This is a genomic window from Holophagaceae bacterium, assembly GCA_016720465.1.
In the GTDB taxonomy this organism is placed as follows: domain Bacteria; phylum Acidobacteriota; class Holophagae; order Holophagales; family Holophagaceae; genus JANXPB01.
This window is the reverse complement of sequence record JADKKO010000004.1, coordinates 127,321-143,701: the sequence shown is the minus strand read 5'-3', so window position 1 is coordinate 143,701 and position 16,381 is coordinate 127,321. Positions and strand designations below refer to the sequence as shown.

Sequence of the window (16,381 nt, the reverse complement as noted above, 5' to 3'; positions counted from 1 at the left end):
TGTTCTCGTTCCGGGCCTAGAACCCGCTTAGTATCGCCTGCGCTTTTCCCACCATGCGTTCCCGGCGGACCCGGGTAGCCCAGACGATGGATTCCATCTGCCTGTACGCCGATTCCAGGTCCTCGTTCACCACCAGGAAATCATAGGCGTGGTAAAGCTCCAGCTCATGCCGGGCATATTTCAAGCGCTCCTGGATCTGCGTTTCGGAGTCCTTGCCCCGTCCGCGCAGGCGGCGCTCCAGCTCCGCCGCGGAAGGCGGGAGGATGAAGATCATCACCGCGTCGGGAATGGCGCGGCGCAGGTTCAAGGCGCCGGTGGTCTCGATATCCAGCAGCACGTCCTGGCCCGAATCAAGAACGCCCTGGAGCCACTTCCGGCCTGTCCCATAGCGGTTCCCGTAGACCTGCACCCACTCGATGAAGCCGTCCTCGTGCACCATCCGGTCGAAGGTCGCGTCATCCACAAAAAAATAGTCCTTGCCGTCCACCTCGCTGGCCCGCGGCGCGCGCGTGGTGGTGGAAATGGAGAAGATGAGATCGTCGAGCGAAGCCACCAGCCGGTGGGCCAGCGTGGACTTACCCGTCCCCGAAGGGGCGGAGATCACGAAGACGTTGCCGGGATGGGTGCGCATGAAAAACAGCCCAAAACAATAGCTTAACGGGGAATCAAGGCGTTTGGACGACCGGCTGCGTATGGGCCGCGACCCAGGCCTCGATGGCCTTGCGGATGGCCGGCATGGCCTGCTGCGTGGCCGCGATGCCTGCCTGCATGCAGCGTTTCTTCTGGGTGAAATCGAGCATGCCGACATCGCCGATGCCTCCGGGCGTGATCAGGACATCGGCGTCCTTCTTGGCGTGTTCGACGTTGCGGGCGAACATGATGCTCGTGGCCTGGAGCGTGACGCCCACGAGGTTGGTGATGTTCGTGTTGCCGAGGTTCGCGCTGATGTCCACGGCGATCACGATATCCGCGCCCTTGGCCTTGGCCACCGAGATGGGGATGTTGTCCGTGACGCCGCCATCCACCAGGATCTTGCCCTGGTGCTGGACCGGCTGGAAGACGCCCGGGATCGCGGCGCTTGCTCTTATGGCGCGGGCCACGGAGCCTTTGTCGAGCACCACTTTGTGGCCCCAATTCAGGTCGGTCGCCACGGCGGCGAAGGGGATCTTCATGTTCTCGATATTCGCGGTCTTGATGTGGCCCTTCACCCAGGCTTCGAGCTTGTCGCCCTTCGCGAGCCCCATGCCTACGACCGCATTCAGCACCCCGAAGTCGAAGAGGTCGTCCTTTTCAAGCTGGAAGGCGGTCCATTCCAGGTCGAAGCTGTTGACATCGGCCGCGTAGATCGCGCCGATGAGGCCGCCCACGCTGGTGCCCACCACCATGTCGATGGGGATCTTCTCCTGCTCCAGCGCCCGGATGACGCCCACATGGGCGAAGCCCCGCGCCGCGCCGCCGCCCAGGACCAGGGCGATCTTGGGCTTGGGTGGAGGCCCCTGGGGGATGGTGGGGCGGGGGATTGTGACGGGCGGGGCGGGTTGGCAGGCGGTGAGAAGGGAGAGAAGTGCGATGGCGATGGTGGGTAGGAGACGCATGATCGGGGATCCTCTAGTGAATGTGAGGATAGCGCGGAGCGGATGGGTGGAGTGGAGACCCTCCGGTAGAGGATCCAAACGAGAGAAGCCAGCAGAAACTGCTTTGATTCGAATGCTTGCATAGCATCATGACAATCTCGCACGGATGATGGGACCGAACTGGTGCTACAAATGGGCAACTGATAGCAGCGTCATTAATGAATGATTAAGTGAAATAACACTTAGCGTGTGAATAATTTCATTTGATTCGTAGTCTCTTATTGGTTTAATGGTTTTTTAATGTATTCTACCATTCTATCAATTTCATTTTAATTCCACCTAATATGGATTCATAATCAGCAAGTAAATACAGTTTATTATGACTTTCATCCCAATCGATAAGACAAGTATCCAGTCGATCATCCATACGCCATTCGCCTGGAAGAACCGGACAAATTTTCCATTCACCATTGCTTTGGCGAATTCCAACCGTCAAACCTGTACTTGGGTCGGCTAGGATTGCCAGTGTGTTGGTAGTTGCATTGAACCTAGACCTGATCGTCACTCCATGACCTGTAGAATTACTGAATAAAACATGTTCTTCTGGGCCTCCGAGTCCATTGATAACTTGCTGGGCATTCCATTCGAGACTAGGGCGAGGAGGAGCGCTGAGCCGTTCTCTAAAAATGAATAAATGATCAGTGGAGATAATATGTACATGTATGACTGGCCGATTGCTATAATCAATAGGTACATCAAAATCTCGCCTAGACCATGTTGAGCCATGGTCAGTGGATTGAAAGAGTATGAGGTTATTTCCTGTTCCCGCATACGCAACAAACCAGGTGCCATCCTTGGTGACAGTATAACTAAGAAATACATGACCTTCTGAAAGTCCTGACGAGGTATCGACGTGGAATAAAAATTTATATTCCACAGGTTTCCAGGTTCCATTTTCCTTCCAATAAAATTTACGTGTATCTTCGTTGTAAGGTTGGAAACCAAGTAAATTAATATGATCTACTGTGAATGCCAGAGGGTTACCAGGGCCTAGTGCAACGTGACTGTACACATCCCAATTAAATGGGATATTTACTGGAAGCTCACCAATTGTTTCATCTTTCCAAATCTCATTTTCCATCCATGTGTGTATGAATGTTTGCGAAGGAGCGCCACCAGGCGGTCCGTTGGGCTTTAAATAAAGCAGATGGGGATTCTCAGAGAGATCAACCCAAATTCCTGGGTGGGGTGCCCCAGATACTGGATTAATCACATGCTCAGGAGTTTGGTCAAATCCAATCTTGTTAATTGTGAGTGAATAGTCATAAGCAGTCATTGTATAGGTTGGGCCGTTTGGGCGTCCCCCGGGGAACCCTGTAAATACCTGTGGCAGCGTCATTGACGTATTTTCTAGGAAGGAATCTACACCCAGGAACCTGACAGAGGAGACTGATCCATACCACCTGGTTTGTGGAGTTATTAACCGGAGGTAATATATATAGAATCCGCTTTGAATAATTGAATTATCAAATCCTTCCGTTGTATTTGCATCCATACTTGAAACAAGTACTTCTCCTACAGGTGATCCAGAAGGTGAAAAATCGTCGGCTCTGAATAGTTCCAAAGCTGTGTATATTTTAGATCGATTAATCCAACTTATTCTCACTCCGCTGTTAACCTGCTCTGCTTTAAAATGGTCTGGTATAAATACTCCAGTAGATGCAAAAATAATTTGTGAGTAGCCTCCCACCAAGCCTTGTGATTGATTTCGGGCTCGATATACATAATTTTGCAATTCTTTGACTTCAGCATCAAAAGTGTTCAACAAAGGATTACCCAGGTAATCAATTGTCTTTATCACTTCCCAGCTCGAATGCGATTCAGGAGTACCTTCAGCTCGTTCAATGATTATTGTTTCAGCCATCTGCGAGGTTCGATCAATTTTAATCGGTACAGAATTATCAATTTCTAAAATTGGTATTTCGAGTCTAGGTGGGTTTGGACCCGCTTTGTGATATACAGGTGACGACCATGTGGAATAAATTCCATTTTTCCATGCACGTACCTGAATACTAGTTTGAATTAATTCTGGTCCTAACGAAATCCAGCGTTCCCTTAGTTCACTCGAATAAACGACAATAATGATAGGCTGAATTTGCCCCGGCCAAGTATGTTGAATTTCGTAGTAAATCACATTATCTGGACTTGGATCCCAAGTTATCTTGATGCCTAATGAGCCCTCGCTGAAGCCAGGGATTTGGCCTCCTGATGCCGCTACATTTGTCGGAGGGCCTATTGGTGCAGGGGGGGGGAGGTGGAGTTGGAACCGAATCACGACCACCTCCGCCACAAGATAATGTGGTTGCTATGGTTGAAAACATTAAACAAATCAAAAGGATATTCATGCGGAGTTTATAATTTTTTTGCATGCTCACGTCCTTTTGTTTATTTATTTAATTAATATATTATTATTTTACTAACTCTTTGGTAAAAAATGAATCTGATGCGTCTGGCCAGTAGCTCAAACCAAGGACAGCGAGGCCTTGCCATGCACGAATTATAAAAGAATTTGACGGCCCCGACCGAGGCTCAACTGGTCCAAGTATGACGGAAGCCGGACAGAGAGCATAACCATGTAGTGGCCCTGCGTGCTCGCGTGTACCTAGTTGTGTGCCATCCAGTGGGCTCAATTCCCGCCGCCTCCAAACAAAGCAAAAGCAGAAAATAGGAAAGGAAAAAAAATAAAAACAGTCCTCTCCGCGAGTTCCGGGATAGGGCCATCTGCCCTTCCGTGCTGGCTGCGCACGGCGCTTAACGCTGCGGGCGCATGCGCCCTACGCTACGCCTACCTGCGCGCCATCCCGAGGGCTCAATTCCCGCCGCCTCCACCAAAAAAAGCTGTGTCGCGGAACCATAGTCTGTCGCACCCGGGAAGGATAGTTTGTCGCTCTGCGGGCTAGAAAGAGTTCTTTCAGGGTGGTTTGGAGAGGGGTGAGGAAGGAATATTTGTCGTTTCATGCAAAAGGGGAAGGAATGATTGTCGCCGCGTGTAAAATATGTCGAAAGTTATTAATAACTGGAGACTTATGTATTAGCCAGTTCGCATACCCCTCCAAATGATCATTCTCTTCAAGGTGTAGGTTCTAACGAGCCGGCTAACCATGATCGGGGTCTCAACCGAGCGCTTGGTTACCTATGCAGATTCTTTCTCCTCGTCACCGCCCATCAGTGCTGACCATTTTCTCTCCAGGATCGCTCCTCTGGTGTCGACCAATCCCTTAAGCGCGACCCGATTGATGTTAAAGATGTCCTCGAAGTCCTTGTAATGCGCTCGTATTCCAAGGCTGTGAATCTTCGCCAATGAGGCTTCCGATTCTTTCAGGTCCTTCTCATACGCCTCTACGGTCTCAGGGAAGGTGGCCTTCTGAACGCCTTCTGACTGGAATTTCAAGCACTGGAGGTAATGTGCGAATGCCGCTCGTTCTTTGGAGACAGTCGTGGGCTGAGGTCCCAGGAAGATCGGATCTGCATAGTGGCTGCCGTATTTTTTATCGGGTTTGAATGCGTTCAATATCTTTCGCTTGTGGGCCAGGTCAAGATCTTTGACCTTGAATTCAGAAAGCCCTTGAGGAACGTAGTACCAAGTTGATTTCCTGCTGTCGTCATCATCAGTGGCCTGATCAAATTTCCCGACCGTAAAAGCCCTGACGTTGAGCCATGTTCCGCTCGCTATGTGGTTGGCTCCCGCACAACCCGCGATGAGCATCTGGTGATTGCAGTACCCAAGTAGGACATCCTTCCCTTGGATACGACAGCCAGCAATCAGATCGAGAAGGTTTGCAATCCAATCAACATCCTCAACGAGATATGCGTTCTTTGGGTGCTCCGCCACAATGTAGACACCGAATGCATCAACCTTCTCGAGTTCATCAAGCAGCTCGTGAATGAAATTTGAGGACAGTGCCCGGTCTTCACTTAAAGCAATGGTGAGGTAATACTCGCGATCCGGCGCGATTTTCTCAAACCCATCCACGATCGTCTGCAACTTGCCTTTCCAATTCGAATCACCCTTCTTGAGTAGCGGACCGGGGGCAATGATTTGCGGCGTTCCTAGCTGGTCATTAGTCTCCTTAATATTGCGGAGATGCTCAAGATGGGCATTGCCGGACCAGAAAGAACCCGTGTTATAGCTGGCCGGCCAGAAATCATGAGCTACAAGTCGCTCATGATTCGCACTCGGGTTGTAGTGCTGTGGGTCCAACAAACAAAACGCTCCTGGGAGCTTGTTGACCTGCTTCGCGAATGTGAGGAGTTGATTCCCGTCCAGATCTCGAGGGCTAAGTATCACCCCTCCACCGCCCCATGCTTTTAGAAGCTCCTTGGAGAGGTCCATCATTCCGTAGCCGAACTGAAGCATCAGTCTCATGTAGCCACCTCGGGGAAAATGTCCAGCCACCACCCAAGCGCATCGCGAGCGGAGCTCGGACGATGGGAACGGCGGGCATTCATGGTTGTTGATAGAAATCCAATAAGCTTTGTATTCCCATGAAACTGAGAGGGGTCGAATACAACATCTTTGAATTCGATTCTTCTCAACACTTCCGCAACAGAACCTGCACCCTGAAGGTATGGGTTTACTCCAGTAACGGCTTCGTAGATGGTCGTTCCCAGCGCAAAAAGATCTGTGCAGGTGTGGATCAAATCCTTCTGGTTCTTGTATTGCTCAGGTGGAGCATAACCAGGGGTGCCGAGGCCCCAGGCATTCACAGTCGCAGTCAGGGATGATTTATCAAGGTGTCGTGCAATCCCAAAATCCAGCAACCAGAATCGTCCGTTCTGGTCGACCATCACGTTGTCCGGCTTAATATCTCGATGAACAATTCTGCGGGACTCTGCATCGCGAATTGCTTCCAGCAGATCATGCCCCAAGGTGGGAATCAGAGAGTATGGGACTGGGCCCTTCTGCAGGACTTGGCGCAGGCATTGCCCTTGAATCCTAGCCTCGATGAGCCATACATGGACACGGCCAGAAGCATCAGTAATTGCCCCTTTTTCTAAGACGGGCGGTACGCGTGCTGAATTAATGATTTCCACAGCATCAACTTCACGTTTTACTCGCTCGAGATCCTGATTCTGATGAATCAGTTTGATCACAATTGGACCATGCGTGGCGTGTGTTGCTGCGAAGACTAACTTCTGTCCTCCAGCTCCAAGAAGTGAAATCCCGGATGCATTTGGGAAATGACGACCAAGCTCCAGAGCATCCATTCACTTCCTCCAAGGGACCTTGCTACTGGGTAGCCAATCTCCAAGCCCATTCATTGATGATCCAGCTTGCATAGGAGAGCGGTTTGTTAAATCGCTTTGGCCGGATGGAAAGGCGTTTCCCAGCTTGTTTCGTGTATACACTAAGATCATGTCTCTTGGCCGCCTCTGCAATCCGGGATCGCCCACCAATTGCCGGGACGAGAATCGCTGAGTTGGTGGCAAACCATTTATTCGCAAGAGCCTGTTCAAGCACCTTTGATGTCGGAGACATCTTCGCTTCGAAGGCCAACACAGAACTCAACGCGAATATGCTCGACATCTCGCGCGTATGCCAGCGGTCACCCTGTCGCTCAATCATTTGCGCAGCCCGTAGGCGCTCAAGGGCCCTAGAAGGCATCTTTCCGAGAAAGAACTTCAACTCATTTTCGGACGCACCACGATTCGTGTGGATCAGTTGAAGAAGTCTGAGGTCCTCGGTTGTGAGTTCTCGCCGAGCTTTTGGCCACTGCTCTAGGTTCTTGGGCTCATATACGACGACGACAACGTCTGGGAAGGATTGGCCGATTTGCGGCTCTTTTAGAATGAAGACGCGCTGCTCATCGGAATGAACAAACGAGACCTCGCCAAGAAACTCATCAACAAGCGCAGACTCAGGTCCTACTCGCTCGGTCCGTGTCCGTAATCCAAGCCCTAGGCATCCTGTTTTTGCTACATCTACGACCAAGCTTGCCTCACGATGATATCGTAAGGGTACAGCAAGATCCGTCTCGGCAAACCTTACCGGAGCTTCTGGCGACGCTAGACCGCATCCAAGGACCTGGATAGATTGAAGCTGCTGCATAGTCGCTCCTTTTAGTTCGCCTGCGTGGGTTTCAGCGCTAAGGATCGTCCATGCGGCATCGCTGCTATCAACCGCAGCAGTGACGTTGGCGATTTGGGTTTGCCCATCCAAATCCAAAATCCGATTTCCAGGATCCTGGATCGGAGTGAATCCCTTCCGAAATCCTTATCTTCATTGGCCAATTCAGCCGGAGCGGCAATTGGGCCACGTCGCGAGCCGTGCTTTAGGAGATTGCAGGCTCGTTCAATGCAACTTCTCAGACAAGCTGCATCACCCCGACTCCGACTTGGGTTGAGGAGCGAGTTGGTCCTCAGAAATGAAATCCATTGAGAAGGAAGACCGCCATGACGAATAGCTACTTTGCCCGCCAATTCGCGGATTGCCTTGAGCCATCGAAGTGCCGTGTGATTTGACCCTAGGCCAACTTTGATCTGGAACTCGGAGGCTGAAAGACGGCCTTTGGCATCCAGAAAAACCTGAAGGGCGAAAATCCATTTATTCAACGGCTTTCTTGAATCCGAAAAGATTGTTCCTGTCAGGAGAGAGACCTGGCCAGAGCATCCTGTGGCCGAGCAGGCCCACAGGCGCTTGGTAGGGATGAGTGCTCCTCGGCTGCCCTGACATTTCTGGCAGCGGATTCCGTTCGGCCACCTGGCATCTAAGACAACTTGAAGGAAATCCCGGTCATTAAGCATATCAGGATATTAATGCATATCTATTATCAATGCAAGGGCGGATCGCCTTTCTCAATAAAGAAGGCGTGGGCATGAAATCACCTGGCGATGAGATTTCCAGCATCCTTGATCCAACAGGCTCTGCACCGCGGCAGCATGATTGCCGCTGTTCCTGGACATCCCGCGCGCCTTGAGGCGAAACGTCTGCCAAACTCACAGGGCGACCATGGCCGGGTGAGATTCACTCTGAAACCTTTTGCGGTCAGCCCCCCCCTCCACAGAAGCTTCCCGCGGCGGCGCTACCCCACCATGAGGACGTCTCTTGGCGGGTTGGGGTAGTGAGGCCCCGGCCGGCAATCGTTATTGCAGGGACCCAGATGAAGGGGGATGTCTCCCTTCGGAAGGGTGACCCCTCCTATCAGCATGAGGATTGTTTTCGTATCGCACCATTTTTCGGCACGGACAAGAACGGGCAGTGGGCTGGATTCCGTCCGGAACTCGTCGACAAAATTAGACACGGCACTTATCCGCACTTACTTTGGGACCACCTTCCGTTAAAGGGAGCCACCCAGAACTCCATCCTCCGGTTGTGCTAACTCCAATCCATTGTCGACCACCACCATTAACGCATCCATATGGGGACACTTCTGACCGACGATGCGATGGACATCGTGAACGAGTTTCTACGCTGGCACCTCGCAGGGATCCTGGAGCCGGGGAGCACCATTCACGATCTGCGCAACGAGCTTGGGTTGTCCGCGTAGGTCCCCTGGGGGTGCTATATCAATCCCTAACGTTTGCCCCAACCTTAGTCCACCCGTTGTGTGGAATCCGGTTTGATTGACCTGCAGGAACCTTAGAGAGCCTATCTGTTTCTCACTTCGATTCGAAGGCAAGAAACATCGATGCGTAGTTCGCATTCAGTAGTCCCTCCGGAAGCAGGTAGTCCCACTTCTCGACGGTCTTGTTGACCACTGTTGCCGCAAGGTCCTCCGCTGACATCCCCGGATCTGTTGCAAAGGCTTCCACCCACTTCTGAACATCACTGGGATCGGCGTCCATCACCGCAACGGACACACCTTCAGGGCTAGCCTTTAGACCTTTCGCCGTGAGCCACAGGGCCAGCGTGTTTGCTTCCGCATTTCCCGACCAGTGCAGGATGTGGGTGGTGCGGCCCAGCGTGATGAACCGGAGGTTTAGAAGCTCCAGCCGCGTGAAATTATCCCTCGCTTCCTGAAGCAAGTGTTGCCCTTCTGTATCAAGGAAATGCACGGAATCGGTCGTGGCCAGGATTTCCCTCATTTTTAGTCGGACATGGCGATGCACCCATGCCCCGGATGGCCCGAGAAAGTGTGGAGCAGCCCCTGCAGCCGCCGGCACCACATCGATGACCAGGTCCTCCATCGACACCGACCTCACCATCCACCGGCGTCCCGCGAATATCAGGAAGCTGCCTTCCTGAAGGGGCTGATTGACGGGCATCGAGCCGAGGCTCTTGCCGGCAGTGACGATCCTGAATTCTTCGTCGCTGCTGAACGCCGCATAGAACGTGTAGTGCTGTGTGATGCGTTCGCCCTTCGGCGCCAGCATCAGGAGGCCGGTCGGATCCTGAAAGATGATCTCTTCCTCGCCGAGGTGGCGAAGCAGAGTTGTGTAGTGGTCTTTTGTAACTGCCGGGAAGGGTCCGGTGGCGCAATGCAGGTTCCACAGGGGGCCGACCAGCATTCCGCCATGTTGATAGAGGCTGGAAAGGATCTGCTGGATGAAGGTGGAACCATGAATCCCGCTCGTGCGGATCGGTTCATACCAACCTTCGATCAGCAACTGGATCATGGCTATGGTCTGGACCAGCCCTTCCCGAAGAAGGTCTGACAGCGGGGCATTCGCATCCAGTTGGCGTTCCTGACAGTAGGCGCGGAGGATGGCAGGTTCTCCCTTCCGACGGCCTGAACGGCCAAGCCGCTGACGCAGGCTGGCCACAGAAGGGGGTGGGCCGATCTGGACGACACTCTTCACGGATCCGATGTCGATGCCCAATTCCAGGGTGGAAGTGCAGATGGCGGTGGCTGGCCGCTCCTTCTGTTTAAGGGCAGCTTCGGTTTCTTCCCTGATGTCCTTGGCCAAGTTCCCGTGGTGGGGCCAGAACTCGTTGGGGTAGCCTGCGTCTTCCGACATGCACCGTAGACGGTCTGCGAAGAATTCCACTCTTGAACGGGAATTGGGAAACACAAGATGATTTGCGCCTCGGAGCACCTGAAACAAATGACGGGCAATGGCTTCATCCCCTTCGTCTATGTCTTCCCCGTCCGGCCCCTTCTTGGCCTTCGCAGGAACGCGGATCCCTCGCACCTGGACCTTCAGTTCTTGCCCACTGTCCTTGCTGACGATCAGGCGGGCTGACCCGCCCCGGCGAAGAAACTGAACTGCCCCTTCCATGTCCCCCAATGTGGCGGACAGGCCGACCCGCGGCACCGTACGCCCCACTGCTGTTTCCAGACGGTGCATTAAGGACTGCAGTTGCTTGCCGCGTTCCGTGCCCATAAAGGCATGCACTTCATCGACCACCACGTACTGCACCCCCTTGAATAGGCCCTTCAATCCATGTCCGTGGTGCATAAACATGGCTTCCAAAGACTCCGGGGTGATCAGCAGGACGCCTCGCGGTGCCTTGATAAACCTGTCCTTTGTGGTCTTGGAGATGTCGCCATGCCAAGGCACCACCTGGAGATCCACCACCTCAGTCAGCTCATCCAAGCGGCGCCACTGATCATTGATCAACGCCTTCAGTGGGCTGATATACACGGCCAAGCTGCCTTCGTTCCCTTTCTGACTCAAGCGGGTTAGGATCGGCAGGAAGGCGGCTTCAGTTTTCCCTGAAGCGGTGGAAGCCGCGATGATCACATCCTGTGTGCCTTCCACCAGCACTGGAATCGCCTGTTCCTGGGCGTCCCGTAGTTCCGTCCATCCGGAATTCCAGAGCCAATACTGAATCCGGCCATCCAGGAGGCCGAAGCTTTGGGTGGATGGCCCGTTAGAGCTTGAAACTGGTGAATCCGTCATCCGCGCCGCTTCCTGTCGTGGCAGCCACAGAACTTGTCTGGGCGGGCCCGTCTTCTTCCACCTGCAGGTCCGCTACGCCACCTGTATCCCGGGCGACCTGGATCTGCCCAAGGAGATCCTGCCACCTGGCGCCAGGGTTCTGATCCAGGACAGCCAAGAGGTTTACGAACGCCGTGATCGTCGTGCGCGGGGTGCGGAAGTAGGCTTCCCCGATCCGCTGATGGCAATGGGACATGAACGCGGTCAGACCTTCATCAGGCATTGCGACTTGCGCGGGGTCTCCGCCCGCGTAGACCATCCGGATTTTGTCCAGCAGCACCAGGAAGTCCTCCTGGGATAGGGCGGACAGGCGCATCACAGGATGGCTGTAGTCCACCAAGCCGCTCTTCGCGAATGTGTTCTCGGCGAGCCGGGATTGAAGGGCTGCGTAGCTGTAGAGTCCTCGGCGCGTATCCATCAGGAATTCCGGGGTGCCACCCAGCACGAATCCCAGGCCTTCCGCCGTTCCCTGAAGCACATCGTTCAGAATGCGGAGGATCTGTTCGTAGTTTGAGTTTCGCGCCTGGGTGTTGGATAGCTTGTAGAGATTCACCAGTTCGTCGAGGCAGATTAGAAGGCCTGAGAACCCGGCCAACCGAACGAAAAGACCCAGCAGCTTCAACTGGTCGTAGATGGATGCGTCATCCACGATGGTCCGGACACCCAAGGCATTTCGGGCGTCGGTCTTGGTGGTGAATTCGCCACGGAGCCATCGGACAGCATCCGCCTTTACCGTTTCGTTGCCGTCTTGAAATCCTTTCCAATAGGCTGCGATTACCTGCGCGAAGTCATACCCATTGACCATTTCGGACAGGCGTTCCAACTTGCGCTGAATGACCGATTCTGTGGGAAGCCCTTCGGCCATCGCTTCTGTTTTGGCCGTGAAAATGAACTTTTCGACGATTCCGGGCAGCGCGCCGCCATCTGGCTTTGTGCGCGTGGCAATGTTCCGCGCCAGCTCTGCATAAAGCGACCGGGCCTGGCCGGCAGAAGCATGAAGGCGGCGATTTGGGTTCAAGTCCGCTACCGTGGCGACCATCTTCTTTTCCATGGCCACGGCTCGAATCAAGTTTAGAAAGAAGGTCTTCCCCGATCCATACTCCCCGATGACCAGGCGGAAGCCAGTGCCGCCATCCGCCATCCGATCGAGATCCTTCAGCAGGGCAGCGATTTCTTTGGCCCGGCCGACCTGGATAAGGTGCTGGCCAGCCCGTGGGACGACACCCGCTCGAAGGGCCTGGAGTAGGGCATCACGGTCACGGGGGCGGATCGGGTTCATGCGGTTCTATCCAACAAGCGGTCGCGATGCACTTCAAGGGGGTCATCGCCTTCGATCAGCGGCTCATCAAAGGCATCCAGGGCAGCTTCGTTAATGCGCTCCAACGCACCGTCCACCATCATGCCTCGTTCCGAGCAAATATCGTCCAACTCGGCGCGGCTCCACTGGGGACGGGCCAGCAGAGTTTGGAGCAGTCCAGCGTGGTCTGGATCCAGCCCCAGCAGGGATGGTTCCTCCAGAAGGTCCTGCGCATCGGGATCGGGAACCGGCACCGGCAGATGTTCTTCTTCTTTGAAGATCGACCCAAGCAGGTCGGACACCTTCGCCGATTCGGCTCGGAGGGCGGCCACCTTTGCCATATCCAAGGTCATGCCGGTCGGCGCAGGTTCCACGGGCTTGGGTGGCAACTTGAAGCCCGATTCCTCTGGCCCGGCCTGGCGAATCGTGATGGGTTCCGCCGCCGCGCCATGAAGCTTCGAATAGATGGCTCCGTCCTTCTGCCCCAGCATTCCGAAGACCTTCTCCAGGACCTTCACTTCACCTGGAGACACGACACCCTCGGCGTGGACCACCAGAACAAGCAGATCCGCCAAAGCGGACTTCTGATCCGTGGTGAGGGCATCGATCCGCTTCTGCAGTCCGGTCAGGACGGGCTTGGTCTTCCGCATCAGATCGAGGCGGGCCACGAGGCGCAGGCGTTCCTGATCATTCAGGTGCAGCCACTGGGCCATGTGACCGGTCAGCAGGATTTCTTCTTCCGCCCCAAATTCCCCGTCGGCATGGGCCACCACCGCTGCCAGATGCACGGCAAGTGCTCCGAAAACGAAACCTTGGGACACCGGGCGATCCTGGTCCAGCCCTTCGGCTTTGAAGAGCGCAACCGCATCGTTCATCTCCGGCAGGGATCCACCGAACCGGGGATCGGGCTCGATGCCTAGGCCCAAGGCACCCAGAGCCCGGCTCAACGCGCTGAACTTGGCCTTGTTCAGATCCCCACCTTCGGGAAGACGAAGCTGGATGTCCAAAAAAGGCACGACCAACGATCCAGTTGAAGCATCCACCTTCTGTTGCAGGTCTACCATTTCCGACCGGACCAAATCTGGCCACAGGGCTGGGGGTAGCAGGAGCAAAGCTTCTAGTGTCCCGGCCTTTTCTGGATTGCGGCCCATGAAGCGGCTGTAAGTGTCCAGCTGCGGATAGCAGGCTTCAGCGGTCTCCTGCAGCTTGGAGATTGGACCGGACAGGACCGTCACATCCGGAAGGTCCAGTGATGCTTCCAGCATGCCGTGCCCAAAGGATGGGCTAGCCGTCCGGTGCTGGATCTTCAAGCGAGTCTTGTTCTCGGGGATCTTCAGGCCATCGCCAAACCGCTTCCGGTATTCCAGCGCGAACAGCGCATCGAATTCTTTCGGGCATCGCTTGGCCACGGTTTTGGGGCGCATGGTCGGATCCGCGTGGAGCCAGGCCACGGCCCACGCAGCTGGCAGCGACAGCTTCTGCACCGCGTGGGCTGCTAGGCCCACCTTCAGGTCCAGGTTTGAACCGTAGGGGCTCGTGACCAAGGGCACGGTCGCATGAATCTGGGGAACGCCCGCCAAATGCTTAGCGGCCCGGTAATCCAAAAGGCTGGTCGCATAGGTATGGAATGAACCGTTCCCGCCGTAGATCCCCAGGAGTCGGCGGATCTCGCCGAGGATCGCGGCGACTTCCGGATCCGTTTCGGTGCGATTGGCCAAGTCGTGAAGCACCCGTCGTTCGAGCCCATAGAAGTACAAGAACACGAAGCCGATGTCGGCCTGGGGGTCGGACTTCCCGGCCACAAGCCACTTCAGGTACGAGCCCCGGGCTTCAGGGGAAATGCTTTCGTAGCTGGGCCAGTAGTTGGTTTGACGAGTACGGAAGTCCGCCCCTTGGGTCTGGACCTTCTTTTTGGGGTCAATGATGGCGGGTTCGGTCGAGTAGCCCTGGATGGACGCAAGCCCGGTGCCCACATAAACCATCCCCCCTGGGATGAGGTGGTCCGCAACCGTGATGTCCTTTCCAGGGCCCACCCAGAAGGCGGCCGCATCCTGCGTCGAAGGCCGTTCCCGGGGTTCGGAGGTCGCGGACCCCCCAGACCCTGTCGACATGTCCATCCGGATGCTGATCTGAATGGGAAGTCCATCGACGGTGACGGTGTGGGCCACGGACGAGGAATCCTTCGACGGAGAACTTGGAGCGGCCAGGCGGTACCGCCCCAGCCCCTGGGCCAGTTGGAGCATTGAGGGGCGTTCCCCAAGAAGGGCATTCAGTGCGCTCTGATACCAGTCCGGATGGGCCTTCAGATCTTGGTCGACCACGGATGGATCCACGCCGTTCCGGCGCAGCCCGGCCAACAGGTCCAGGTCGTGGGGCAGACCCCGGTTCAGCCCAGAGGCCGGGTGGGTATGTTGAAGGTCCGCTTCCATGGCTGCGGTTTCCGCGACAGCTTCGTGGAGCCCAGGCTTGGCCCCGAACCCGGGGAACCAGGCGAAGAAGCCGGTCTTGGATCGCACCTGGGCTTGGCGAGCCTGGAAATCCTTGATGACGCCTTGGAGCTGGGGTTTGGGCTCCCGGAAGGTTGTCTGGGTTTGGATGTCCAGATGGATGGCTTCCAACACCTCATAGCCGGCCGGTGTAATGGGGCCTTCGACAGGGTGGGGGATAGGCTGCTGATTCGACTGGCGGCTGATGGAATCCACCAGGGAAGCGATCCGGTGTGCGGAATCGGGGCCGATGCCCCTCACTTGCATCAGTCTCTGCGCGCTCCATCCTTGCATCTGGGAGAAGTCGTCGATGCCGGCGTTCCGCAAGGCAGAAAGGCGCAGGCCGGATGCATGGCGTTTCAATTCCTCGACCTTGATGGCCTTCAGGCGGAGGTGCCGGACCTCCCTGGCATAGGCTTGAGCGGTTTTGGTCTCCTGGTCCGTGGCCTGTCGATGAGCGTCATCCACGCTTCGAAGGAGGGCCTGAAGGCGGTTGACGGTGGCGTCAGCCTTCCGGCGAGCCCTTGCCGCAGGCGAAATCGAATAGGCGATTCCGAATCCTGCGACAACGAGCAAAACGAGAAGGAACCACACGGAAGCCTCAGATGTCGAAAAAACGGATAGAAATTCAGTCATACCTTGTACGGACGCGATGCAACTGCGTGTCGCTTCGAAGCTTCGGTAGCATACCTAGATTGCGAGCTCCCCTTTCACCATTTGGAACCTGAGGATGAACATGGCCGATGTCCCGCCCCTTCCTTAGGGCGCCAAAAAGCTCGATCTTCAGGAGGCTGTGCTCACCTTCTTTGACAACAAGTTGGTGTCCGCCGTCAAAGGAGCCAAAGAACATCTGACGGTTCACCTTGGTCCCAATACCAAGACGCTAGATGTCCATCGGACTCGCAGGACCGCTGGAGGGAATGGAGAGCATGAGAAGCTGTTCCGCTTGCCAAATGATCAGTTGGCGAGGTGCCTAGCCTGGAAGAAGGAGAACGCCATCAGCTAGCGGCGTTCACGGCTTGAACAAGTACGAGCCATTGTTGCGGAGGCGGTCCAAGAGGGGTTGGTGCCCACCCGGCGAAGACTTGAAAATCGGATTCAGGGAGTCCCGAAATTCTTCCTTCCGGCCGAGTCGAGTGCTG

At 55.1% G+C, this 16,381-nt stretch carries 10 protein-coding genes; all 10 read right to left on the bottom strand.

Annotation, left to right across the window (positions count from 1 at the left end; genetic code table 11):
- Positions 1-16 precede the first annotated feature (16 nt).
- Positions 17-631 (bottom strand): guanylate kinase, encoded by a 615-nt coding sequence (gene gmk / locus IPQ13_08075; protein MBL0210848.1) that lies wholly within the window; start codon positions 629-631, stop codon positions 17-19.
- A gap of 34 nt (positions 632-665) precedes the next feature.
- Entirely contained in the window at positions 666-1,595 is a 930-nt protein-coding gene (locus IPQ13_08070; protein MBL0210847.1) for a patatin-like phospholipase family protein, read from the bottom strand.
- 286 nt (positions 1,596-1,881) lie between these two features.
- Positions 1,882-3,909, bottom strand: a complete 2,028-nt coding sequence (locus tag IPQ13_08065) for a hypothetical protein (GenBank protein ID MBL0210846.1) — start codon at positions 3,907-3,909, stop codon at positions 1,882-1,884.
- A gap of 858 nt (positions 3,910-4,767) precedes the next feature.
- On the bottom strand, positions 4,768-6,000 hold the full coding sequence (locus IPQ13_08060) for a hypothetical protein (protein ID MBL0210845.1): 1,233 nt from the start codon (positions 5,998-6,000) through the stop codon (positions 4,768-4,770).
- Complete coding sequence (locus IPQ13_08055; GenBank protein MBL0210844.1) at positions 5,997-6,842, bottom strand: serine/threonine protein kinase; 846 nt, start codon at positions 6,840-6,842, stop codon at positions 5,997-5,999. Before IPQ13_08055 ends, IPQ13_08060 begins: the two co-directional genes overlap by 4 nt.
- A 22-nt stretch (positions 6,843-6,864) precedes the next feature.
- Positions 6,865-7,683 (bottom strand): hypothetical protein, encoded by an 819-nt coding sequence (locus IPQ13_08050; GenBank protein MBL0210843.1) that lies wholly within the window; start codon positions 7,681-7,683, stop codon positions 6,865-6,867.
- A gap of 11 nt (positions 7,684-7,694) precedes the next feature.
- Entirely contained in the window at positions 7,695-8,378 is a 684-nt protein-coding gene (locus IPQ13_08045; protein MBL0210842.1) for a transposase, read from the bottom strand.
- A gap of 855 nt (positions 8,379-9,233) precedes the next feature.
- Positions 9,234-11,417 (bottom strand): DEAD/DEAH box helicase, encoded by a 2,184-nt coding sequence (locus tag IPQ13_08040; GenBank protein MBL0210841.1) that lies wholly within the window; start codon positions 11,415-11,417, stop codon positions 9,234-9,236.
- A complete protein-coding gene (locus IPQ13_08035) occupies positions 11,389-12,735 on the bottom strand; it encodes an ATP-binding protein (protein ID MBL0210840.1) in 1,347 nt (448 codons plus the stop codon). The genes IPQ13_08040 and IPQ13_08035 overlap by 29 nt, the downstream gene beginning before the upstream one ends.
- Positions 12,732-15,707: a TerB N-terminal domain-containing protein gene (locus IPQ13_08030; protein MBL0210839.1), complete on the bottom strand. Its 2,976-nt coding sequence runs from the start codon at positions 15,705-15,707 to the stop codon at positions 12,732-12,734. Before IPQ13_08030 ends, IPQ13_08035 begins: the two co-directional genes overlap by 4 nt.
- Positions 15,708-16,381 lie beyond the last annotated feature (674 nt).

What these genes read in the sequence shown, in the direction of transcription:
- IPQ13_08060 (MBL0210845.1), bottom strand. Translation starts at nt 6,000, where the DNA reads ATGAGACTGATGCTTCAGTTCGGCTACGGAATGATGGACCTCTCCAAG.
- IPQ13_08045 (MBL0210842.1), bottom strand. Translation starts at nt 8,378, where the DNA reads ATGCTTAATGACCGGGATTTCCTTCAAGTTGTCTTAGATGCCAGGTGG.
- IPQ13_08055 (MBL0210844.1), bottom strand. Translation starts at nt 6,842, where the DNA reads ATGGATGCTCTGGAGCTTGGTCGTCATTTCCCAAATGCATCCGGGATT.
- IPQ13_08035 (MBL0210840.1), bottom strand. Translation starts at nt 12,735, where the DNA reads ATGAACCCGATCCGCCCCCGTGACCGTGATGCCCTACTCCAGGCCCTT.
- IPQ13_08070 (MBL0210847.1), bottom strand. Translation starts at nt 1,595, where the DNA reads ATGCGTCTCCTACCCACCATCGCCATCGCACTTCTCTCCCTTCTCACC.
- IPQ13_08050 (MBL0210843.1), bottom strand. Translation starts at nt 7,683, where the DNA reads ATGCAGCAGCTTCAATCTATCCAGGTCCTTGGATGCGGTCTAGCGTCG.
- IPQ13_08040 (MBL0210841.1), bottom strand. Translation starts at nt 11,417, where the DNA reads ATGACGGATTCACCAGTTTCAAGCTCTAACGGGCCATCCACCCAAAGC.
- gmk (MBL0210848.1), bottom strand. Translation starts at nt 631, where the DNA reads ATGCGCACCCATCCCGGCAACGTCTTCGTGATCTCCGCCCCTTCGGGG.